At 42.1% G+C, this 23,361-nt stretch carries 20 protein-coding genes; 19 read left to right on the forward strand and 1 reads right to left on the reverse strand.

The genetic code is table 11. From position 1 onward, the window contains the following. Positions 1-35 precede the first annotated feature (35 nt). The 6 genes from DXB15_RS09765 (at position 36) to DXB15_RS09790 (ending at position 7,566) form a co-directional block, all read left to right on the forward strand. Positions 36-614, forward strand: coding sequence for an RNA polymerase sigma factor (locus DXB15_RS09765; RefSeq protein ID WP_118702835.1), 579 nt, complete (start codon positions 36-38; stop codon positions 612-614). Then, positions 583-1,515: an immunoglobulin-like domain-containing protein gene (locus tag DXB15_RS09770; RefSeq protein WP_118702836.1), complete on the forward strand. Its 933-nt coding sequence runs from the start codon at positions 583-585 to the stop codon at positions 1,513-1,515. Before DXB15_RS09765 ends, DXB15_RS09770 begins: the two co-directional genes overlap by 32 nt. A 28-nt stretch (positions 1,516-1,543) precedes the next feature. Beyond that, positions 1,544-2,584 (forward strand): DUF4349 domain-containing protein, encoded by a 1,041-nt coding sequence (locus DXB15_RS09775; RefSeq protein ID WP_158582239.1) that lies wholly within the window; start codon positions 1,544-1,546, stop codon positions 2,582-2,584. A gap of 26 nt (positions 2,585-2,610) precedes the next feature. Next, a complete protein-coding gene (locus DXB15_RS09780; RefSeq protein ID WP_147404796.1) occupies positions 2,611-3,084 on the forward strand; it encodes a hypothetical protein in 474 nt (157 codons plus the stop codon). Positions 3,085-3,220: 136 nt separating this feature from the next. After that, entirely contained in the window at positions 3,221-5,143 is a 1,923-nt protein-coding gene (locus DXB15_RS09785; RefSeq protein WP_118702839.1) for a DNA gyrase/topoisomerase IV subunit B, read from the forward strand. 182 nt (positions 5,144-5,325) lie between these two features. Continuing rightward, a complete protein-coding gene (locus tag DXB15_RS09790) occupies positions 5,326-7,566 on the forward strand; it encodes a DNA gyrase/topoisomerase IV subunit A (RefSeq protein WP_118702840.1) in 2,241 nt (746 codons plus the stop codon). A gap of 359 nt (positions 7,567-7,925) precedes the next feature. Here DXB15_RS09790 and DXB15_RS09795 read toward each other — a convergent pair whose 3' ends face one another. Then, positions 7,926-9,200 carry a M18 family aminopeptidase gene (locus tag DXB15_RS09795; protein WP_118702841.1) on the reverse strand — a complete coding sequence of 425 codons (1,275 nt, stop codon included), beginning with the start codon at positions 9,198-9,200 and terminating at the stop codon, positions 7,926-7,928. Between the two features lie 437 nt (positions 9,201-9,637). Here DXB15_RS09795 and DXB15_RS09800 point away from each other — a divergent pair, with 437 nt between their 5' ends. The 13 genes from DXB15_RS09800 (at position 9,638) to panF (ending at position 23,138) form a co-directional block, all read left to right on the forward strand. Continuing rightward, positions 9,638-11,650, forward strand: a complete 2,013-nt coding sequence (locus tag DXB15_RS09800; protein WP_118702842.1) for a sodium-translocating pyrophosphatase — start codon at positions 9,638-9,640, stop codon at positions 11,648-11,650. Positions 11,651-11,955: 305 nt separating this feature from the next. Continuing rightward, positions 11,956-12,642, forward strand: a complete 687-nt coding sequence (locus DXB15_RS09805) for a TetR/AcrR family transcriptional regulator (RefSeq protein WP_109215418.1) — start codon at positions 11,956-11,958, stop codon at positions 12,640-12,642. 128 nt (positions 12,643-12,770) lie between these two features. Continuing rightward, a complete protein-coding gene (locus DXB15_RS09810) occupies positions 12,771-14,126 on the forward strand; it encodes an MFS transporter (RefSeq protein ID WP_118702843.1) in 1,356 nt (451 codons plus the stop codon). A gap of 24 nt (positions 14,127-14,150) precedes the next feature. Continuing rightward, a complete protein-coding gene (locus DXB15_RS09815) occupies positions 14,151-15,122 on the forward strand; it encodes an alpha/beta fold hydrolase (RefSeq protein WP_109215420.1) in 972 nt (323 codons plus the stop codon). Between the two features lie 95 nt (positions 15,123-15,217). Beyond that, positions 15,218-15,544 (forward strand): rhodanese-like domain-containing protein, encoded by a 327-nt coding sequence (locus DXB15_RS09820; protein WP_158582240.1) that lies wholly within the window; start codon positions 15,218-15,220, stop codon positions 15,542-15,544. A 218-nt stretch (positions 15,545-15,762) separates the two neighbouring features. Beyond that, the gene (locus DXB15_RS09825; protein WP_109215422.1) at positions 15,763-16,317 is read left to right on the forward strand and encodes a 5-formyltetrahydrofolate cyclo-ligase; all 555 of its coding nucleotides are present in this window, start codon (positions 15,763-15,765) and stop codon (positions 16,315-16,317) included. Next, complete coding sequence (locus DXB15_RS09830; RefSeq protein ID WP_158582241.1) at positions 16,314-17,681, forward strand: bifunctional folylpolyglutamate synthase/dihydrofolate synthase; 1,368 nt, start codon at positions 16,314-16,316, stop codon at positions 17,679-17,681. The genes DXB15_RS09825 and DXB15_RS09830 overlap by 4 nt, the downstream gene beginning before the upstream one ends. Positions 17,682-17,887: 206 nt before the next feature. Further along, on the forward strand, positions 17,888-18,532 hold the full coding sequence (locus DXB15_RS09835; protein WP_109215424.1) for an HD domain-containing protein: 645 nt from the start codon (positions 17,888-17,890) through the stop codon (positions 18,530-18,532). 181 nt (positions 18,533-18,713) lie between these two features. After that, complete coding sequence (gene folP / locus DXB15_RS09840) at positions 18,714-19,520, forward strand: dihydropteroate synthase (RefSeq protein ID WP_109215425.1); 807 nt, start codon at positions 18,714-18,716, stop codon at positions 19,518-19,520. A 136-nt stretch (positions 19,521-19,656) separates the two neighbouring features. Beyond that, entirely contained in the window at positions 19,657-20,487 is an 831-nt protein-coding gene (gene folK, locus DXB15_RS09845; protein WP_109215426.1) for a 2-amino-4-hydroxy-6-hydroxymethyldihydropteridine diphosphokinase, read from the forward strand. 37 nt (positions 20,488-20,524) lie between these two features. Then, a complete protein-coding gene (locus tag DXB15_RS09850) occupies positions 20,525-21,187 on the forward strand; it encodes an HAD hydrolase-like protein (protein WP_109215427.1) in 663 nt (220 codons plus the stop codon). Positions 21,188-21,409: 222 nt separating this feature from the next. Then, positions 21,410-21,664 (forward strand): YhdT family protein, encoded by a 255-nt coding sequence (locus DXB15_RS09855; protein WP_118702844.1) that lies wholly within the window; start codon positions 21,410-21,412, stop codon positions 21,662-21,664. Next, positions 21,657-23,138: a sodium/pantothenate symporter gene (panF, locus tag DXB15_RS09860; protein WP_118702845.1), complete on the forward strand. Its 1,482-nt coding sequence runs from the start codon at positions 21,657-21,659 to the stop codon at positions 23,136-23,138. The genes DXB15_RS09855 and panF overlap by 8 nt, the downstream gene beginning before the upstream one ends. Positions 23,139-23,361: the final 223 nt, after the last annotated feature.

Below are 23,361 nucleotides of genomic sequence, written 5' to 3' on the forward strand. Positions count from 1 at the left end.
TCGGAAATACACGTAAATAACGGGGAGGAAACGTTATGCTTTTGTTTTTAACCATGCTGGACAGCGATGAGGAACAGTCCAAATTTGTTCAGCTTTATCATAAATATCGGTATTTTCTATGGTATCTGGCGCGTGAACGGTTGCAGGACGACCATCTGGCAGAGGATGCGGTACAGGAAACATTTTTAGCACTGACGCGTCATATGGACAAAGTTGGCAGTGTAGAGTCTGCCGCAACGCGGAATTTTTTGGCAACCATTGTAAAAAATAAGGCAACGGATCTATGGAGAAAGCGTCAGGGAATCATGGAAGAGAAAGAAGCTTCCCAAAAACAGGAAGCAGAAGTTTCCGGTGAAGATGTGCTGGATCAGTATCTGGTGAAGGAAAGTTATGAACGCATTTTGCAGGCCATTCAAAAACTGGATGAAATTTATCGTGTGGTATTTGAATATAAATATTTGCATGAACTTTCAGATCGGGAGATTGCCGATCTGCTTGGCGTGACACCAAAAGTTGTAAATGTGCGGATTTTCCGGGCGCGGAAAAAGTTGCAGAATCTTCTGAGAGAGGAGTGTGGGAGCAATGAACAAACAAAATCAGGACAGAGCAGATAAAGTCGCACATGTTTATAAAAAAAGCAGAAAAGTGCGTAGCGCGGACGAAGTACTAAAACGGGCGCTGACAGACTGCATGCAGGAAGAAGCAAACCAGGTGCAGAAAAAGATGGAACGAGAAGGACAGCATGCATTTTCAAAGCCGTTTATTGAAAAAATGCAGTTTGTTTTAAAGCTGGGAAAACAGGCAGAAGAACAGCAGAAAAAGAAAGCACGTGGGCGGCGATGGACCCGTGTGGCAGCCGCATGTATTGTATGTGTGGTTGTGGCAGGCGGAAGCTGGATCGGACTGCGTGGAAATGTTAAAATGTCGCAGAATGAATCGTCTGCTTTAACTGGCAAAACAGAAACGGCAAGCCAGGAGGAAAGCCCTGAAATGGGAAAGTCAGATTATGCTGATACAATAAGTGGAAACGTGGATGCTTCGGATACGCAGGAGAATGAATCTAATGTTTTAAATGAGGATAAGAAAGAAACAGAAAGCAGTCAGGATTCGGCGGGCACAGAGGAAGACGCATCAGCATCTACGGGGATACTTGCACAGAATGTGGATATAAAAGTGTTAGAAGTGACACCAACATCCCTGAAAGTAAGATTGACAAATAACGGTGATGAAGATATTAGTTTTGGAGATGATTACGAAGGCATAGAAGTTTATGATGAGGCGACAGATACATGGATGGAGTGTCAAAAGCAGTATGAAATCGCATGTCACGATATTTTACATTTAGTGAAGTCAGGGGATAAACAGAATTGGTTTGACTGGTACGTAGACTGGGCAAATGTATACGGTTCTCTTGAGGCAGGGCATTACCGCCTGCTGAAAAATATTTCTATTGGAAATATCGATGGTGGTGATCAGTATGTGCAGTCAATTCAGATTGAATTTGATGTCAGATAACAGCAGCGATTGCAGGAGGAGAAGGATCATGAGAGAAAAGAAAAAAGCGAGAAAATGTTCTGTTTTGAGAAAATGGATACTTTGTATGTTGTTGGCTGGATGTATGCTATTAACAATCGGATGTGGAAAAAGCGCAATGTCAAGTGCAAACGGTGGTGCCACAAATCGCAGTGAAAGTGGTTTCGGTGCTTTTCGGGCAGATAATCAGAAAACAGCCAGTGAGGGAACAACGGCTGAGGATGGTGCCACAGAAGCAACAGTAAATACAGACGATGCCGTGGAACAAAGTGCACAGGACTTTGGAGAACAGGGAGCAGATACGAATGGAACAGAATTTGAACAGATGGAAGGGGTTAACACAGAGCAGAAACTGATCAAAACAGTCAATATGTCAGCGGAGACTACCGAGTTTGATACATTGGTAGCGGATGTGCGGGCAAAGACGGAGAGTGCCGGCGGTTATGTGGAAAGTTCAGATGTTGGCGGAAATTATGGCGGGGATACAACACGTTATGCATATCTTGTACTTCGAATTCCGGCAGAAAAATTGGATGATTTTGTGGGTGGCGTAAAGGATGCGTCCAATGTTCGGACATTTAGTGAAAGCACCGAGGATGTTACGTTGCAGTATACAGATATGGATACTCATATCAAAGCGCTGCGGGAAGAACTGGATGCACTATTTTCCATGATGGAACAGGCAACATCCATGAAAGATATTTTATCCATCCAGTCTCAGATTACAGATGTGCGATATGAGATTGAAAGCTATGAGTCTCAGCTTCGCGTATACGACAATCAGGTTACTTACAGTACCGTCTATCTGGATCTGTATGAGGTGAACCGGGAAAGTTCCACAACGGGAACAACCTTTGGAGAACGTGTGAAAGCAAAATTCAATGATAATATGTATCAGATGGGACAGGGATTTCAGAATTTTATGGTTGGATTACTGGGCGGTCTGCCAATATTGCTCCCGATCGTTGTCATTTGTGTGGTGGTTGTCGTAGTGCTTCGCAAAATCTGGAAAAAGAGAAAAAATGATAAACAGAAGAAAGAGGAAGAATAAGATGACACATGGGAAGGTGTGATACTATGAAAGGGAAGAACATCATTCTGATTATTTCGTTGTGTATAGTTTGCATATTTGGAGTATCAGGATGTAGCAGAGAGAAAACTACAGTCACATCAAATGAAGAGATGAGTAGTACACAAATAAGTACATCCGAAGAGACATCTGTAAAAAATAAAATGATAATTGTATTAAAGGACAATGAGACAGGAGAATCGCTGGAAAGTAAAATCATTGATGATGAAGAGGTGATTTTGTCATTCAATAAAATATGCAGTGAATTTGAAAATCCGATAAATGAGAAGTATTCAAAGGCTTTTTTCGATAGCATAACCAGTGATGAATATACACTATACTTTTCCAGTAGTGATTTTGCTGAAACTGTACTTACAGGAGATGGTGTTGTGATTGTTGAGTGTAATGGTTTTTGTTATGAGCTGATAGTTGGTGGGAAAGAATGGCAGAGCATAGTTGATTATCTGGAAAGTATCTGTTAATGGAAGATGTAAATATTGTTGTATCCTTTTCAATGAATCTTTTGTAATGGGAATCCACCTTGCGGGATTCCCGTTTTTGTGGTAAAATAGAAAAACTTTAGTGAACATTTGTTCACTGACTTGAAAGGATGAAAAAATGGCAGATAAAGTAACATATGACGCGGGAAGTATTTCCGTACTGGAAGGCCTGGAAGCGGTTCGTAAGCGTCCGGGTATGTACATCGGAAGTGTGTCCCGCAAGGGTTTGAACCACCTGATCTATGAGATCGTAGATAATGCGGTGGATGAGCATCTGGCGGGAGCCTGCAGTGAGATTAAGGTCACACTGGAAGCAGACGGTTCCTGCACGGTGGAGGATAATGGACGTGGAATTCCGGTTGGCATGCATGAAAAAGGTGTACCGGCAGCACGTCTTGTTTTTTCTACGCTGCATGCAGGTGGAAAGTTTGATGATTCTGTATACAAGACCAGCGGTGGTCTGCATGGTGTTGGATCTTCGGTTGTAAATGCACTGTCTACCTATCTGGATGTGCAGATCAGCAGAGACGGAGCAATTCACCATGACAGATATGAGCGTGGTGTGGCAGTGGAGCCACTGGTAGATGGTTTATTACCGATTATTGGAAAAACAAAAAAAACAGGAACAAAAATCAATTTTCTTCCGGATCCGGAGATTTTTGAAAAAACACGGTTTAAGGAGGATGAGGTAAAAAGCCGTCTGCATGAGACAGCTTATCTGAATCCAAAGCTGACAATTATATATGAGGATCTTCGCGGAGAAGAACCGGAGCATATCGTGTATCATGAAGAGGAAGGAATCATCGGCTTTGTCCGCGATCTGAACAAAAAGGCGGAAGTGCTTCATGATGTGGTTTATTTCAAGGGTGAGAGCGAAGGTATTACCGTAGAGGCGGCTTTTCAGTATACGAATGAATTTCATGAGAATATCATGGGATTCTGCAACAATATTTACAATGCAGAGGGCGGCACGCATATTACCGGTTTCAAGACGATTTTTACAACCGTTATGAATCAATATGCCCGCCAACTTGGAATTTTGAAGGAAAAGGATGCAAATTTCACCGGTGCAGATGTGCGTAATGGTATGACTGCAGTTATTTCCATCAAGCATCCAGATCCGCGTTTTGAGGGACAGACCAAGACAAAACTGGATAATCAGGATGCGTCCCGTATTACGGCGAAAGTAACCGGCGACGAGATTCAGCTGTTTTTTGACAAAAATCTGGAGACACTGAAAATAGTATTATCCTGCGCGGAGAAAGCGGCAAAAATCCGTAAGACAGAAGAAAAGGCAAAGACAAACTTGCTGACAAAGCAGAAATTTTCTTTTGATTCCAACGGAAAACTGGCAAACTGTGAGAGCAGGGATGCTTCCAAATGTGAGATTTTCATCGTCGAGGGAGATTCTGCCGGTGGTTCCGCAAAGACTGCCCGCGATCGTAATTTCCAGGCGATTCTTCCAATCCGTGGAAAAATTTTGAATGTTGAGAAAGCAAGTATTGATAAAGTGCTGGCCAATGCGGAGATCAAGACCATGATCAATGCGTTTGGATGCGGTTTTTCCGAGGGATACGGCAACGATTTCGATATTTCCAAATTGCGTTATGACAAGATCGTTATTATGGCAGATGCCGACGTGGATGGTGCGCATATTTCCACATTGCTTCTGACCCTGTTCTATCGCTTTATGCCGGAACTGATTTTTGAGGGGCATGTATACATTGCGATGCCGCCACTTTATAAAGTGATTCCGTCAAAGGGAAAAGAAGAATATCTTTATGATGATGCGGCACTGGAGCGTTACCGCAAGACGCACACCGGAAGTTTCACATTGCAGCGTTACAAAGGTCTGGGCGAGATGGATGCAGAACAGCTCTGGGAGACAACGCTGGATCCGGAGACACGTATGCTGAAAAAAGTAGAGATTGAGGATGGACGTATGGCATCGGATGTGACAGAAATGCTGATGGGGACGGATGTACCGCCACGAAAAGCATTTATTTATGAGCATGCTAACGATGCAGAATTAGATATCTAATAAATGAAGTGACGAAATTGCAAGTAAGCAATGTAGAATTGATATCTGATAATAATGGAAGCAGATTTTACAAATATCCGATAAATGAAAAGAATAAAAAGTCCAGATCAGAAAAATAAGTATCTTCTGATTTGGATCAGGATTCGCAGGCGAACCCTGAATGATGATTGTAGGAGAAAAACATGGCAGAAAACAGAGAGCAGATTATCAGGACTGAGTATTCGGAGATCATGCAAAAATCATATATTGACTATGCAATGAGTGTTATTATTGCCCGTGCCCTGCCGGATGTGCGGGACGGATTAAAGCCGGTACAGCGCAGAACGCTGTATGATATGCACGAGCTGGGCATCCGCTATGACCGCCCGTATCGTAAGTGTGCGCGTATAGTCGGCGATACCATGGGTAAATATCATCCGCATGGTGACAGTTCTATTTATGGAGCCCTGGTCGTTATGGCGCAGGACTTCAAATATGGTATGCCGTTGGTGGATGGACACGGAAACTTTGGCTCCATCGAAGGTGATGGCGCCGCAGCAATGCGTTATACCGAGGCACGTCTGCAGAAAATCACGCAGCAGGCGTATCTGGCAGATTTAGACAAAGATGTGGTAGATTTTATCCCGAACTTTGATGCGACAGAGAAGGAACCTTCCGTACTTCCGGTAAAAGTGCCAAACATTCTGATCAACGGTGCAGAGGGCATTGCGGTAGGTATGGCGACCAGCATTCCGCCGCACAATCTGGGTGAAATCATTGACGGCGTGATCGCATATATGAAAAACCCGGATATCACCACAGAAGAAATGATGGAGTACATTCCGGGACCGGATTTCCCGACAGGCGGAATCGTCATCAACAAAGACGAACTGGTTTCTATTTATGAATCCGGAAACGGCAAAATCAAACTGCGTGGAAAAGTAGAGATCGAGCCGATAAAAGGAGGAAAAGAGCGTATCGTTATTACCGAGATCCCATACACCATGATCGGCGCAAATATCGGTAAATTCCTGAATGATGTATACAGTCTGGTTGAGACGAAAAAAACATCCGATATTGTGGATATTTCCAACCAGTCTTCCAAGGCAGGTATCCGTATCGTCATTGATCTGAAAAAAGGAGCCGATGCGCAGAACCTGTGCAACCTTTTATATAAGAAGACACGACTGGAAGATACTTTTGGCGTAAACATGTTGGCCGTAGCAAATGGCAAACCGGAGACCATGGGACTGGTGTCCGTGATCCGTCACAACGTACAGTTTCAGTATGAGCTTGCAACCCGCAAGTATACAACACTGTTGAAAAAAGAACAGGACAAGTGTGAGATTCAGGAAGGTCTGATCAAGGCCTGTGATGTCATTGATCTGATCATCGAAATCCTGCGCGGAAGCAAAAATATCAAACAGGCGAAAAAATGCCTGATCACCGGAGAGACGGAAGGAATCAAATTCAAATCTAAACTTTCCGAAAAGACAGCTTCCATGCTTCATTTTTCCGAGCGTCAGGCGACTGCCATTTTGGAAATGCGTCTGTACAAGCTGATTGGACTGGAGATCGAAGCCCTGATGGCAGAACATGAGGAGACACTGAAAAACATTGCACTGTATCAGGAAATCCTTGGAAGCCGCGCGGCAATGGCAAAAGTCATCATCAAAGAGTTGAAAGCACTGAAAAAAGAATTTTCCCATCCACGACTGACTGTGATCGAAAACGGAAAAGCTGCTGTATACAAAGAAAAAGAGGCAGAAGCGGTGCCGGTTGTATTGTTGATGGATCGCTTCGGTTATGTGAAAACTGTGGACAATTCTGTATATGAGCGAAACAAGGAAGCAGCAGACAGTGAGAATAAACAGATTGTTCCGTGCATGAGTGACGGAAAAATCTGTCTGTTTACGGATAATGGTCAGATGCATCTGGTAAAAGTTGCTGATATTCCATATGGAAAATTTCGTGATAAAGGAATTCCGGTGGATAATATCAGTAATTATGACAGCAGCAGTGAGAACATTATCTCTGTCATGGCTCTGGAGCATATCATGGATAAAAAACTGCTGTTTGTGACAGAACAGTCTATGTGTAAAGTGGTATCCGGCAGCGAATTTGACGTATCAAAGAAAACCACTGCAGCCACAAAACTGCAGGAAAACGATAAGATTCTGTATCTGGCAGTGGCGGAGCCGGAGTCTACAATGGTACTTCAGTCACAGAAAAACTATTTCCTGCGTTTTGCCACAGAAGATATCCCGGAGAAGAAAAAAGGAGCGGTCGGTGTGCGCGGCATGCGCATGACCGATGGCGAATTGCTTACGGCAGTATGGCAGTTGACGGGAGAAGAAGAACAGATTATCATGATCAAAGAAAAAGCCGTTCATCTGAACCGGCTGAGAATCGCAAACCGTGATACGCGGGGCGTGAAGAAGTAATTCCTGTTTAGGTGAAAGCAAAAAAGATGAATAGTCCAACTGGAGGAGTTTCACTCAATCATGATAAGACTGTTCATCTTTTCTTACATATTTATTGTTTGTGAGCATGTATAGTGCTTCAAATAATGTGTAATCCGCTGGACGACCTTTTATCTTCTGGAAACACTTCCTAACCGAAAGATACCGGAATGATCTATTGAACTTCAGGTGCGTTTTTATTGTGTAAATTATGCGCGAGTCGTAACAGAAATATTGTTATTGTGTAAATTCTCGCGTGGCGCAGTGTGCAGGCAAGTTTGGTGACTTAATTTCGTCTTCGATACCTCACGTTTAGCCACCAAATTTACCTAAACAGGAATTTAATTGAAGAATTCCTGTGCAGCCCGTACGAGGTACTCGGTATCTTTGACACCGGCTGTTTCGTATGGTGAGTGCATAGCCAGCTGTGGCAGTCCAATATCTACGGTATTTAATGCAACCTGTGTGTTGGAGATGTTTCCAAGTGTGGATCCGCCGGCGATATCAGAGCGGTTGGTAAAGGTCTGAACCGGAACATCAGCCTGATTACAGATATCACGAAACATAGCTGCTGATACGGCGTCTGTACAGTACTTCTGGTTGGCATTGAATTTAATCACAATACCGTTATTGAGATAAGGACGGTTGGTTGGATCGGCCATATCAGTGTGATTTGGATGAACTGCGTGAGCATTGTCAGCGGAGAGCATCAGGCTGTTAGCCAGATGAATGCGGTAATCCTCTCTGTCATAGCCTAATACTTCATGGATACGCTGCAGGGTATCACGTAAAAAAGTAGACGCAGCTCCCTGTTTGGTGCCGCTTCCGACCTCTTCGTTATCAAATACACAATGTAAAGCAAGAAAATTGTTTTTTCCTCCGTACAAGAAACCTTTCATGGATGAAAATGCACATTGCAGATCATCGAGTTGCGGAGCGGAAATGAATTCCTCATTGGCTCCCCAGATGCTGGCAGATTCTCTGTTATATAAGAAGAGATCGTGTCCGAGAATATCGTTGACAGACACATTTGCTGCCTGAGCGATTGTTTCCGTAAAGGTGTCCTTTGCTGTACTCATACCGTAAAGCGGAAGCATGTCTTTTTGTGCATTATATTTATAGCCGCTGTTTACTTCCCTGTTCATATGGATGGCCAGGTTGGGTATCATGACCAGATCACGGTCTACATTGACCAGTTTACTTTCCAGTTTCCCGGTGGAAGGATTTTTGAGGATCAGACGTCCGGCTACAGAAAGCGGACGGTCAAACCAAGGTGCAAAAATCATGCCACCGTAGCATTCCACGTTGAGTTTGATATATTGTTTTTCCACTTCTATTTCCGGATTTTCCTTGATTTTAAAGGAAGGAGAGTCGCTGTGGCTGGCCATGATACGCATGCCGTCAAATCCATTTTCCGGGATGGAAAAAGCAATGATGGAAGAGTCGTTTCGAGTGACAAAATATTGTCCGCCGGCTTTCAGACTCCAGCGCTCGTTTTCTTCCAGGGCTGTAAATCCATTTGCCAGGAACTCTTTTTTCATCGTATCTACTGCATGAAAAGCAGATGGACTTGTCTTTATAAACTGTATTAATTCTGTTGCAATATCTGACTGCATAAACATTCACCTCGAATAATATAATTAGTAATAAAGCATTAAAAATGCCATGCATTATTGTAGCATAAAACATACATTTATGGAAAATGAAATTGAATCTGATTTATTATGAAAAATAGTGATTCTTGAAAAAATGTGGAAAAAAGCGGAAAAAGCATATGGAATAATGACGAAAAGAATGGTGATATCAAAGGTAAAATAGTTGGATTTGCACAGAACAGATTGATAATTGCATAACAATCGTTGACAAGCCTATTTTGCATATGCTAGTATAATGCCTAGACAATTTTTGCAGGCTTTTATAGACATGGCATCATTTTTGATATGAAATAAGAATGTATGGCATGAAATATGAAAGTTGCGGAGATTAGTTATTCACAATGAAGTATGGAAGTTAGAACATACTTTATGACTATTGAAGGGAGAGTTAATACATCATGACTTGGACTATTATTATTCCAATCATCGGCATCATTGCTTTATTGGTTGCCGCAGGATTAGCTGCCAATGTAAAAAAACAGTCTGAAGGTACAGACCGTATGAAAGAAATTGCAGCAGCAATCCATGAAGGTGCTCGCGCGTTCTTATTCGCTGAGTACAAAATTCTCGCAATCATTATTGTCATTGTATTCGTGGCAGTAGGATTTGCAATTGGCTGGACAACAGCTATTTGTTTCTTAATTGGAGCTTTCTTCTCTATTATTGCTGGTTTCTGTGGTATGACAGTTGCTACAAGAGCAAATGTCAGAACAGCAAATGCTGCAAAAGAGAAAGGTATGGCAGCTGCTTTATCCGTTGCATTCCGTGGCGGTGCAGTTATGGGACTTTGTGTAGTTGGACTTGGTCTGTTTGGTGTCAGCATCATTTATGTTCTGACAGGAAACGCATCCATCCTGTTCGGCTTCAGTCTCGGTGCTTCTTTCGTTGCTTTATTTGCCCGTGTTGGTGGTGGTATCTATACAAAAGCTGCTGACGTTGGAGCTGACCTTGTTGGTAAAGTAGAAGCTGGTATCCCGGAAGATGATCCTCGTAACCCGGCCGTTATCGCTGATAACGTAGGTGACAACGTAGGTGACGTTGCTGGTATGGGAGCTGACCTTTTCGAGTCTTATGTAGGTTCTATCATTTCTGCAATCACACTTGGTATTGCAGCATCTACATCTTACATCGGAGCAGCAGGAACCATTGGAGCAGCTTTCTATCCGTTAGTACTTTCCGCAGTTGGAATCATCGCTTCTATCATCGGTATTTTCTTTGTACGTGGTAAAGATGGTGTGAATCCGCAGAAAGCACTGAACACTGGTGAGAATGTTTCTTATATGATCACAATCGTGCTCGCTGCAATTCTTTCCAAAGTTATGCTTGGTTCTATGAAACCGTTTGTTGCAATCGTTGCAGGTCTGATTGTTGGTCTGCTGATCGGTAAAATCACAGAGTGGTATACATCTGATCATTACAGACATGTACAGAAAATCGCAGATCAGTCTGAGACAGGATCTGCTACAAATATCATCAGTGGTCTTGCAGTTGGTATGCAGTCCTGTGCATTACCGGTTGTTCTGATCGCAGTTGCAATTATCGTAGCTTTCATGATGGCTGGTGTATACGGTATCGCTCTTGCAGCCGTAGGTATGCTTGCTACAACAGGAAGCACAGTAGCCGTTGATGCATATGGTCCGATCGCAGATAATGCAGGTGGTATTGCAGAGATGTCCGGTCTGGATGAGAGCGTTCGTGACATCACAGACTCTCTGGATTCTGTAGGTAATACAACAGCAGCTATCGGTAAAGGTTTTGCTATCGGTTCCGCAGCTCTGACAGCTCTTGCACTTTTCGTAAGTTATGCAGAAGCAGTTAATCTGATGGAGTCCGGTATCAGTATCCTGAACCCGGTTGTTATCGCTGGTCTGTTCATCGGTGCCATGTTACCATTCCTGTTCTCATCCATCACAATGGAAGCAGTTTCCAAAGCTGCTTACAAAATGATCGAGGAAGTTCGTCGTCAGTTCAGAGCTGACAAAGGAATCCTTGAGGGAACAAGCAAACCGGATTACAAAACTTGCGTAGGTATCTCTACACAGGCATCCTTAAAAGAGATGATCGTTCCGGGTGTTCTTGCAATCGTTGTTCCGATTGTCGTTGGTCTCCTGCTTGGTACAGAAGCTCTTGGTGGTCTGCTTGCAGGTGCTCTGGTTACTGGTGTTATGATGGCTATCTTCATGGCTAACGCCGGTGGAGCATGGGACAACGCTAAGAAATTCATCGAGGGTGGAAATCATGGTGGAAAAGGAAGCGAGCCGCACAAAGCAGCCGTTGTTGGTGATACTGTAGGTGATCCGTTCAAGGATACATCAGGTCCTTCCATCAATATCCTGATCAAACTTATGACAATCGTGTCATTAGTATTCGCCCCACTGTTCTTACAGGTTGGTGGACTGTTATTTTTCTAAGATAAGATAATAGATCGTTGACGAAGAATATTCATATGTGTTTGATGAAATAAATATTGGATAAGAAGAGAGAACCTCCGGTTCCTGTCTCAGGCAGGAATCGGAGGTTCTCTTTTTGTTGTACAAAGCTATATAAAAAACAGCCGGGACGTTATTGTAAGTAGTTTACGAATTATTTTGGCAGATATATCAGAAAAGGTTTGGAATTGGTAAAAATATATAAAAAATAAAATGATTGTAGAATTATATTGTAAAATAAGGATAAAAGTGATAGTATTACTATCATAAAAGAAGGTGATAAACATATGAGTGGAGATAAAATAGCACTCAGCACAAGAGAACGACAGGCACAGCAGAAAAGAAAGCAGATTCTGACGGCATCGATAACCTTGTTTGAGAAAAAATGTATCGAAGACACTTCAATAGAAGAAATTGCGAAACATGCCGGTGTGGGTGCTGCGACGGTATATCGTTATTTTTCTACGAAAATCGAACTGGTGATTGAAACTGCGGGACACTACTGGGAACAGGTGGCAGGAAAATATCTGACAGAGCTGGAAAGAGCGGAATCTGTTTCTTTAAAGAAGTGGAGCGGTTATCAGCGTTTGGAACAGATTTTACATATTTTCTGCCGGATTTTTGAAGAAGAGAAAGCATTTTTGAAATTTTTACAGGAATTTGATGTGTTTGTAAAAAAATATGAGATTTCCAAAGAAGGTCTGTCTGATTACGAAGATGGCATTTTGAAGTTGAAACCATATGTGACAAATGCACTGGAAACAGGGCTGGAAGATCGGAGTCTTACTTTTTCCTGTTCGGTAGATGAAATGTATTTTTCACTGACACATACCCTGTTGTCACTGATGGAAAAACTGGCAGTGGGAGGAGACATTTTAACTTCAGATCAGATGGTAGAAGGAAACGTACAGCTTCAGGTGATGACAAGGTTGATTTTGAAGGGACTGACACAGAATGGTTCTGATTATGAATGATGCTGTGTGGACTTTGGAGATGGTTGGAGGGGTTATTCCATTATAGAATAACAGATAAATAATGTAGTTTAAATTTTTTTATGATGAATCATGAGAAAAGATAAGATAGAAAAGGAGACGGTATTATTATGAAGAAACTTTCAACGGCAAAAATATGGCAGTTTGCAGCAGGTCAGTTTGGCTGGGCAATGCTGTCAGGAATTATTTCAAACTGGCTGGTATACTTTTATCAGCCGGATCAGGTAGCAATCAGTCAGGGACAGACGGTATTTATTCCACAGGGACTGGTGGTATTTGGTATTTTTACGATTATCGGAGGAATTACCGCGTTCGGACGTATTTTTGATGCGTTTACCGATCCGATGATCGCATCGTTATCCGACCGGTGTACCTCGAAACACGGTCGAAGAATTCCGTTTTTGAAATGGGCATCCCTGCCCCTGGCACTTTCCACGGTGTTGGTGTTCTGGTCACCGGTGAATAAAAACAGCCGGATCAATGCAGTATTTTTATTAATTATGATTCTGGCATATTATTTATCAATTACGGCATATTGCACACCTTATAATGCGCTGATTCCGGAACTCGGACATACGCAGCAGGAGCGTCTGAATATTTCCACAGTGATTTCTTTTACATTTATTGCAGGAACTGCAGTCGCTTATCTGGCACCGACGATCTGGGGCATGTTTATTCCGGCGTTTGGAAGAGTCGGGGCAATTCGTGTGACTTTTACGATTATGGCAGTGATTGCATTTATCTGTATGCTTGTTCCGGTATTTTGTATCAAGGAAAAAGAGTATGTCAATACGGCTCCGGCAAAAGAATCCGCATTCCGTTCTCTTGTGGAAACATTTAAAAATGGGGAATTTCGCAAATTTGTCGGATCTGATATTTTTTACTGGATTGCACTGACCATGTTCCAGACCGGACTTCCGTTTTTTGTGACCAGTCTGTTACGTCTTCCGGAGACAATGACAACGATTTATTTTGTTGGAATGACTGCATTGTCTCTGGTATTTTATATACCGGTTAATAAGCTGACACCGAAGATCGGAAAGAAAAAGATGATTCTGTTTGCATTTGTGGTATTCAGTCTGGCTTATTTTTATACCGGTTTTATGGGGAAAATCTCTTTTATTCCGGAAAATGTGCAGGGACTGATTCTCATGGTAGTGGCAGCGCTGCCGATGGCAATTTTCGGAATTCTCCCGCAGGCAGTGGTTGCAGATATCGCACAGAGTGATGCTATAACTTCCGGAAGCAACCGGGAAGGCATGTTTTATGCAGCAAGAACCTTTGCATTTAAACTTGGGCAGAGCCTTTCCATGCTGATTTTTACAGCTGTTTCTACGATTGGAGCGGGAAACGGAACCGGTTATCGGGTCGCAGCATTTGGAGCAGCAGTATTTTGCTGTGTTGGCGGTATTATCCTTGCGTTTTATAATGAAAAAAGAATTAACGGGATTATTAGCGGGAAATAATCTTATATGAAAAGGAATAACACTATGGAAATTATACAGGAAATAAATTATGATGTAACGATGAAGGAAACGGTGGAGCTATATTTGAAACAACGATGTAAAAGTGGGTACACAGACAGTTCTGATGCAACAGGAAAATTGCATGTGATGCGTTATGAGGCAGACACCCCAAAAGGCGTAATCATGATCTGTCATGGATTTACGGAATCTTATCCGAAATATGATGAACTGGTCTATTACTTTTTGCAGGCTGGGTATCATGTGTATCTGGCGGAACATTGCGGACATGGATGGAGCTATCGTCTGACAGAAGATTCTTCGCTGGTACATATTGATACATGGAAACGTTATGTCAGAGATTTTCTGAAGGTTTGTCAGATGGCAAAAAAGGAATATCCGGATTTGCCGTTCAATCTGTTTGCCCATTCGATGGGAGGGGCGATTGGAGCGATTGCAGTATCATGGAAGCCAGAGTGGTTTGCACATGTGATTTTGAATTCACCGATGATCCGGCCGCATACCGCAAATGTTCCCTGGGGGATTTCTGCATCCGTATCAACGCTTCAGTGTCTGATTGGAAAAGCAGAGCATTATGTCATGGGACAGAAACCTTATGATGCCAGCGAAACGTTTGAGACTAGTGCGTCAACATCAAAGGCGAGATTTACCCGGTTTAACGAACGCAGAAAAGCAACAAAAGAGATGCAGATCTGTGCGGCATCTTATGGCTGGTTGGCAAATGCTGCAAAGATGAACACTTACCTGATGCATCATGCTTGGAAAACGTATACAGCCCCGATGCTGATCGTTCAGGCAGAGCAGGACGATTATGTGTGGACAAGTGAAATACAGAAATTTGCGGATAAGATTAAAAAGAACGGTGTGGCTGACTGTGAATATCTCTATCTGCCGGGAACTAAGCATGAAACCTATAGCAGCGATGATGAGACGATGGACAGGTATGTGAATACAGTGCTGGAATTTTTTCAGAAATAACTTGTTAGATTTTTTTAATCGCTATATACTGTTTTACATGCAAGAATATGCGAAACAGCATAGAAAGACATAACAAAGCGAAGGAGAAACAAAAAATGGGGATTTTTGATCGATTTAAGGTTTTAACGGTAAATGATGCTATCAATGAGTCAAGAACAGATAAAAATGCAGTGCTGATTGATGTTCGTGCCAAGGATGTATATAAACGGGGATATATCAGTGGCAGTATCAATATTCCAATGATGCAGTTAGAACTGATCGAAAAACGTGTGCCGGATAAGGAAAAGAAGATTTATATCGTTGGAAGCTATGATAATGATCCAAAAAAAGCTGCGAAAAAATTGAAAAAAATGGGATATGAAAATGCAATTCCGGGTGGAAGAATGGAAGAACATGAAGGCTCATTGAAGAAGCTGAAATAAATAGTAATTTGAGGCTATGTAAAAATATAACAGAAGCTTCCAAGAAAATTTGAAATAAGTGCTAATAATTGTTAAATTAATTTATAAATGCGGCATAATATCAAAAAAATGATATTATGCCGTATTTGTATTGTGATTTGCGGAAAGAAAATATATTATAGTATGAAGAGATAATTAGCAGGAACGCGAGGAGTCATGATATAGAATGAGAGCTGAAAATGATGGAAAAGAAAGAAATCAGAAAACAGTATAAGATGCTGCGAAATAAAATGAGCGAGATGGAAGTAAAAGAAAAATCAGATCGAATCTGCCAGAATATCATTTCAAGCAATTTATTTCAGCAGGCAGAAAAAATGCTGGTATATGCGCCGCTTGGAAATGAAGTAGATATCTGTCCGGTGATGGAAGAAGGCTGGCGGCAGCAGAAACGGATTGCTTTCCCGAAAGTATTTGGAGAAACAATGCGATATTTTGAAATCAGCAGTTTTTCACAACTGGAGGAAGGTACTTTTCATGTGATGGAACCGGTGGAGACAAATCCAATTGATTGGGAAGAAGCTCTGGTGCTTGTGCCGGGAGTAGCTTTTGACCGTCAGGGTAGCCGTATGGGATATGGCAAAGGCTACTATGACCGGTTTTTTGAAGGAAAAACAGATTGTGTAAAAGTAGGAGTGGCTTATGAACTGCAGGTGGCGGATCAACTGCCAACAGAAGAAAATGATCTTCCTATGGAATATCTCGTGACAGAAAAAGGAGTATGGAAAAGGCAATGAATTATATAGAAGCAATGGATTTTCTGGAAGAAACAAAAAAATATGGCAGTCAGTTAGGTTTGACCAGCATTCAGAATCTGATGGCAGAACTTGGCAATATACAGGATGAAATTCCACTGGTGCATATCGGCGGTACAAACGGAAAAGGTTCTGTGGGCGCTATGCTTTCACAGGTCCTGACAGAATCCGGATATCGTGTGGGAAGATTCTGCACGCCGGATGTATTTGCTTATGAAGATGAATTTCAGATGAATGGTATAAATATAAAAAAAGAGCGGCTGGCACAGCTTTTTACCAAGGTAAAAGCGGCCTGTGAGAAACTGGTGGCACAGGGAAAGGCACATCCTACCCGGTTTGAGGTGGAAACCGCGGCAGCTTTTTTATGGTTTTATGAGGAAAAATGTGATATTGCATTGCTGGAAGTCGGAATGGGCGGTGCGACAGATGCGACCAATCTGATCAGAAAGCCACTGGTCAGCGTGTTGACATCCATCAGTATGGATCACATCCGTTTCCTTGGAAACTCACTGGCAGAGATCGCAACTGTAAAAAGCGGCATTATCAAATCGCAGGTGCCGATAGTTACCATGCAGCAGAAACCGGAGGCAATGGAAGTCATTAAAAGGAAAGCAGAAGAAATGCAGGCAGAACTGTTTCTTGCGGATGCCACGCAGGTCCAGAATGTGACACAAATAGGTGGCCGGTATGCGTTTGAGTGGAAAACACCGATGAATAGTAATAAGGTATGTATTGCAGCGGATACTGTAAAAAATAATATTCGGAAAGACGAGTCAGCAAGTGATTCCCCATGCATTACGGTTAACCTGTCTCTCTGTGGTGCATTTCAGGTAGAAAATGCGGTCTGTGTGTTAAATATATTGCATATTTTACAGAAAAAGTATCCGAAAATCACAGAAACTGTGATTCAACAGGGACTTTCACATACCACCTGGCACGGTCGTATGGAACAAATTGGAACGGAACCGGATTTCTATCTGGATGGGGCACACAATGAAGATGCAGTGCGCAAACTGAGAAAAACATTGGACGATGGTTTTTCTGAGCGTAGAATCGTATATATTATGGGCGTTCTGGCGGACAAAGATTATGAAAAAATGATTGCAATGATGTTTCAGCCGGGAGATCATGTGTATACAGTGACACCAAAGAATCCCCGTGCATTGGACGGAAAAGAGCTGGAAAAGCAACTTTTGAGACAAAATATTCACGCACAATATTGTGAAAATATCCAGGATGCGGTATTATATGCTTTACGGGATGCGCAGAAAGAGGATATGATACTGGCTTTTGGTTCTCTGTCATATCTGAGGGATGTGTGTAATACATATGAGAGTGAAAAATAAACTACTGGTGTTAGGATAAAAATCACATAAGTAAATTAGTTCGTGTAGACAATTTGAGTAGCATTGATTGCAAAATTAGGTTAGTCAGATTAAAACTTTGCATGGAAGAGACAGTCGGAATGGGTAAATTTGCATGAAAAAAATAATTTGATAATGGATAACACCAGAACAGTAACAGTTGCACAGAAACAGGAAAAGAAAGATTTATGAAATTTACGGAAAAACTACTGAAACACCCGGAATTTTTGCAATTGCAGAAACGTGTGCAGGAGATGGAACAGGACAGAATGTACTGTCATCATGAACTGTCACATGCGCTGGATGTCTGCCGGATGGCATGGATGATGTATCTGGAAGATGAATATAGGACACATTTGAAAGACCATTGGCAAAAAACAGAAACGAGAGCGCATGTCAATGCACTGGAAAACAATATGACAATTGCAGGACAACATGTGACAGATATGCAAAATGACAATGTTGACTATGCAGAGGAAACATACCTGAATGCAGATAACATCCAAGAGAAAAAAGATCAGTTTTATGTGACCGGTCTGTTGCATGATATTGGCAGAGTGGCGCAGTATGAGACCGGGGAACATCACAGCGTTGCCGGTGTGCGGATTGCAAAAAAACTGTTGATGGAAATTGAATATCCGACAGAATGGATGAAGGAAACATTACAGATCGTGGGTGTGCATCATGGCAGAGAAGAAGATGAAGGAGAGCTTTATACGATGGAATACTATATTCGCAGAGCGGATCATCTTTCAAGAAACTGTTTTTTCTGTGAGGCATCAGACTCCTGTAAATGGAAGAAAGAAGAACGTAATCAGACGATTTGCTGGTAAACTTATAGTGAGGGCTAATGTGATTTTTTACATGAAAACAGTGGCTAAAATACAAAACAGTGAAGAAAAACGGAAATAGTCGATGATATATTTGATTTTAGAAGATATGGGAAACAGCTAGAAAAATTGCGGAACGTTTTGACAATAAAGAAGAACATAACAATTTAGTAGAGGGAAAGAAATGATAATAGGAAAGAAAAATTTCGACACGGATCATGAGACTTATATTATGGGCATTTTGAATGTGACCCCGGATTCATTTTCTGATGGTGGCAATTTCAATTGTATGGATGCTGCACTGCGTCATACAGAAGAAATGCTGGCAGAGGGAGCAGATATCATCGATATTGGTGGAGAATCTACCAGACCGGGACATGTACAGATCACAGATCAGGAAGAAATTGACCGTGTGGCACCAATCATTGAGGCGGTAAAAGCCAGATTTGATGTTCCGGTATCTCTGGACACTTATAAAAGTGCGGTAGCAGAAGCTGGAATTGCAGTCGGTGCGGATTTGATCAATGATATCTGGGGACTGAAATACGATCCGAAGATGGCAGATGTGATCGCAAAAGCAGATGCGGCATGTTGCCTGATGCATAATCGCGACAATAGCGATTATGGCGATTTTTTAAGTGAATGGTATCAGGAAACCGCCGAGTGCGTAGAACTGGCGAAAAAGGCTGGTATCGCAGATGACAGGATTATTCTGGATCCGGGCGTTGGATTTGGAAAAACTTATGAGCAGAATCTGACAACGATTAAATATATGGATGATCTGAAAAAGCTGGGCTATCCGTTGTTGCTTGGGACTTCACGTAAATCTGTGATTGGACTGACGCTTGATACACCGGTGACTGACCGTGCTGTGGGAACAGCTGTTACGACTGTATTTGCCGTTCAGCAGGGGTATGCATTTGTGCGTGTGCATGATATAAAAGCTAATAAACAGGCTATTCAGATGACAAAAGCGATTTTGAATGCGTAAAAAATCTGGATGATTGGTCTTCGGATACCTGTAATGATGAAAATACAGATTCGAGACAGGAAAAAATGAAAATAAAAAGCTGGCTGTGGAAAATTCAGCCATTGGAATGCAAACAGAGAGGAGAGAAGAATCCGATATGGATCGTATTAAAATACAAAATCTGGAAGTATTCGGGCATCATGGCGTATTTTCGGAAGAAACCAAACTGGGACAGAAGTTTCTGATCAATGCGACGTTATATACTGATACGAGAGCAGCAGGATATTCCGATGAACTGGAATATTCCACAGATTATGGAAAAATCTGCCATTTTATGACAAAGTATATGCAGACACATACTTTTAAGTTGATCGAGGCTGTGGCAGAGCAGATGGCACAGGCATTGCTGCTGGAATTCCCTTTATTACAGAAGCTTGACCTAGAGATTCAGAAACCATGGGCACCGATTGGTCTGCCACTGGAAAATGTATCCGTAGAAATCAGTCGTGGCTGGCATAAGGTGTATCTGTCTGTCGGTTCCAATCTCGGGGAACGGCAGCAGTTTTTGCAGGCAGCAGTGAACTTGTTGCATGAATGTAGAGAAATCCGTAAAGTAAAAGTATCCAATCTGATAGAGACAGCACCTTACGGCTATACAGATCAGCCGCCATTTTTAAATGGGGCAGTAGAACTGGAGACTTTATTTACACCGCAGGAATTACTGCATCTATTGAATAAAATCGAAGCAGAACTTGGTCGGGAACGTCTGATTCACTGGGGTCCACGTACTGTCGATCTGGATATTATTTTTTATGACGATGAAATAATCGCAGAAGCGGATCTGATCATTCCACATGTGGATATGCAGAATCGCCTGTTTGTACTGGAACCATTGAATATGCTTTGTCCGGGAAAAGTACACCCGGTATTGCACAGAACGGTGGCACAACTGCGTCAGGAACTGCTGGAAAAGGCAGAACACAGATAAGTACTGATATAAAGAAAAAGAGTAATTGGAGTAGTAAATGAAGAAATATAAATTTATTTTCTGGGACATGGACGGAACAATGGCAAACACCTACGAAGGCGTGAAAAAATGTCTGGAATATGCCCTGGAACCCTATGGAATTCATCTGGAAGGTGAACAGGAAATCCGTAAATTTATCGGACCGCCATTTCGCCTGTCTTTTAGAAAATATCTGGGATTTGAAGAGAATCAGATAGAGGAAGCAATTGCACGTTACCGGGAGCGTTATATTCCGACTGGTGTATATGAATGTGAATTGTTTGAAGGGATACGCGAGACGATTCAGGCTTTTCAAGAAGCCGGTTATATTCAGGTAATCACTTCTTCCAAGCCGGAGGCACAGTGCCGCCAGATCCTGGAAAAATTTAATCTGATCTCAGAATTGGATGAAGTTGTGGGAGCAAGCCACGATGGGAAAATCGATACGAAAATGCAGGTATTGCGAGAGGCATTTCGTCGCATGGAACAGCAGTATGCTGATTTTTCAAAAGAGAAAACCGTACTTCTTGGGGATACCCATTATGATGCGGATGGTGCAAAAGAAGCTGGCATTGACTGTATTGGAGTAAGCTATGGATTTGGAACCGCAGAGGAATTACTGAGTGCCGGTGCAGTAGCAGTTTATGATGACCAGAAGATACTCAGAGAAGCATTGCTGTAGCGTATTACAATTTTGAAATGAAGTGAATTCTTACATCTACTGAAAAATGTATGCAAACGATATTTCTGAAATTATTCTTTAAAAAAGAAAGTTATCAGGAATAAGTGGATTCGTAATTGTTTGAGTGTACATAAAAAAATCAGAGAAGAAAGAATCACAGCAATTTATATAAAAAAAGAAAAATGGAGTCGTTGACACGAGCCAGAATTAAGGGAGGACGTCATGAAGCGAAAGGAAAAATTGCGGCAGATCGCAAAAGAGGCAAAATCTGTCCTTTGGGCAGTCATTGCAATTATCGTGTTCTGGATAGTTGCAGGTTTTGGGGTAAGTAAGTTACATATCACCGTTTTCCATACTCCGTTATGGGCCATCACGGGATGCATCGGTACCTGGATTTTTTCCATTATTGTCGTTGTATATCTGATGAAACGCGTATTCAAAGATTTTAATCTGGAGGAGGAAAACGAAGATGAATAAGAATATTCTGGCTTTGATGCCGGTGTTTATCTTTATGATCGGTATGCTGATCGTAAGTATTTATGTGCGCCGGGCCTCTGCAAAGAGAGCATCGGAAGGATTTGTAAAAGATTATTTTATCGGTTCCAGAAGTCTGGGCGGTTTTGTACTGGCGATGACCACGGTAGCAACTTACAGTTCGGTAAGTTCCTTTGTCGGCGGACCGGGACAGGCCTGGAGTATTGGATTCGGATGGATCTACATGTCTGTGGTTCAGGTAACCGCATTGTTGCTGGTACTTGGTATTTTAGGCAAAAAAATGGCGATGGTATCACGGAAAATTGATGCGGTTACCATTATTGACGTGATCCGTCACCGTTATCAGTCTGATGTACTGGCAAATATTTCGGCGATTATTATCGTCATTTTCTTTGCGGCAACCATGGTGGCACAGTTTGTCGGTGGCGCAAAATTATTCGAAGCAGTAACCGGATATTCTTATCTGACCGGTCTGATCGTATTTGGTCTGGTAGTAGTTATCTACACAACCGTCGGAGGATTCCGTGGTGTGGCAATCACAGATGCCATCTGTGCCATGGTCATGCTTGTGGGCATGGTAATACTAATGATTGGTATCATCCGTCAGGGTGGCGGTTACGAGACAATTATGAATAACATCGCATCGACCAAGCCGGAGATGTTGGAGCCATTATCCGGTGGCAATATGCCGGTGAGTCTGTATATCTCCCAGTGGATGCTGGTGGGGATCTTTACTCTGGGACTTCCGCAGTCTGCAGTACGCTGCTTAAGCTACAAAGATACAAAATCCCTGCATCATGCCATTATTCTGGGAACTGTTGTAGTTGGTGCCATGAATATCGGTATGAACTTTATTGGTGTGTTATCCGCAGGTGTTCTGACAGGAAATCTGGCAGATTATGGCAACAGTGTGGACAATATCATTCCGCTGGCCATCGCAGGTTCCTTAAAACCACTGATCGCCGGTATCTGTATCATCGGACCGATTGCAGCATCGATTTCCACGATTTCTTCTCTGCTGCTCAGCACTACATCTTCCATTGTAAAAGATGTGTATATGTATGAGAAGGAGAAAAAAGGACATGCGGTTTCTGAAAAAACAACAACCCTGCTGAGCCAGATCTGTACGCTGGTAATCGGACTGATTATTTTTGGAATTTCCATCAATCCGCCAAGTGTAATCTGGAAAATTAACATGTTTGCTTTCGGTGGACTGGAAAGTGCCTTTTTCTGGATCTTCCTGCTTGGCATGTTCTGGAAAAAAGCAAATAAGGCCGGAGCTATCAGTGCGATCATCGGTGGAACGGTATGCTACTGTGTGACCATGTTTTTCGGACTGAAAATTGCAAATCTGCACCAGATTCTGATTGGTATCAGCGTATCATTAGTATGTATGGTGATCGGATCGATAGCTGGTAAAAAGACCGATGAGAAAGTATTGAAGTTGTACTTTTAGAGTATGTTAATTTAGAAACATTCCGGATTCGGTCTGACAGTGTATAAAGGAATATTGTGCCGGAATATTTACCAGCAAGATAAATATCATGCATTGACAGAATCTGTGATGAACGAAAATAAAAAGATTAAAATGTACATACAATAAAGAAAATTTACCTGTACGGCATAAATTTTATGCCTGCAGGTAAATTTTTTTACAAAAAATATCAAAACTAAATTGC

The sequence above is a fragment of the Roseburia sp. OM02-15 genome, from assembly GCF_003481835.1.
Taxonomy (GTDB): Bacteria; Bacillota; Clostridia; order Lachnospirales; family Lachnospiraceae; genus Eubacterium_I; species Eubacterium_I ramulus_A.